General features: G+C 74.0%; 1 protein-coding gene. It reads left to right on the top strand.

The features are described 5' to 3' along the window. A partial coding sequence (locus CCN29_RS33780; protein WP_442538678.1) for a GlgB N-terminal domain-containing protein occupies window positions 1-615 on the top strand: 615 nt, incomplete at both ends.

Below are 615 nucleotides of genomic sequence, written 5' to 3'. Positions count from 1 at the left end.
ACCGGGACGACCGCCCCCGCCCTCGACCCGCACGACCGGGGGCGTCTGCTGGCGGGCGCCCACCACGATCCGCACGCCCTGCTGGGCGCCCACCCGGTGCCGGGCGGCATCGCGTTCCGGGCGCTGCGGCCCTTCGCCCGCGAGGTGAGCGTGGTCGTCGACGGGCGGCGCACCCCCCTCGTGTCGGAGGGCGACGGGCTGTTCTCCGCCGTGCTGCCGCTGGACGGGATTCCCGCGTACACGCTCGCGGTGGCGTACGGGGACGACGAGCCGTCCGAAACCCATGACCCGTACCGGTTCCTGCCCGCGCTCGGCGACTTCGACCTGCACCTGATCAGCGAGGGCCGGCACGAGGAGCTGTGGACGGCGCTCGGCGCGCACCCCATGACCCATCAGGGCGTGACCGGCACCCGCTTCACCGTGTGGGCGCCGAACGCGCTCGGGGTGCGGGTGGCCGCGGACTTCACGTACTGGGACGGCACGGCGTTCCCCATGCGCTCGCTGGGCTCGTCCGGGGTGTGGGAGCTGTTCCTGCCGGGCGTCGGCGAAGGCACCCGCTACAAGTTCGAGATCCACTCGCGGCACGGCCACCGGTTCCTCAAGGCGGACCCGATG

The organism is Streptomyces pseudogriseolus, assembly GCA_002154585.1.
GTDB lineage: Bacteria > Actinomycetota > Actinomycetes > Streptomycetales > Streptomycetaceae > Streptomyces > Streptomyces pseudogriseolus.
Note: the sequence above shows the minus strand (reverse complement) of the source record. Positions and strands in the feature narration are given on the sequence as shown.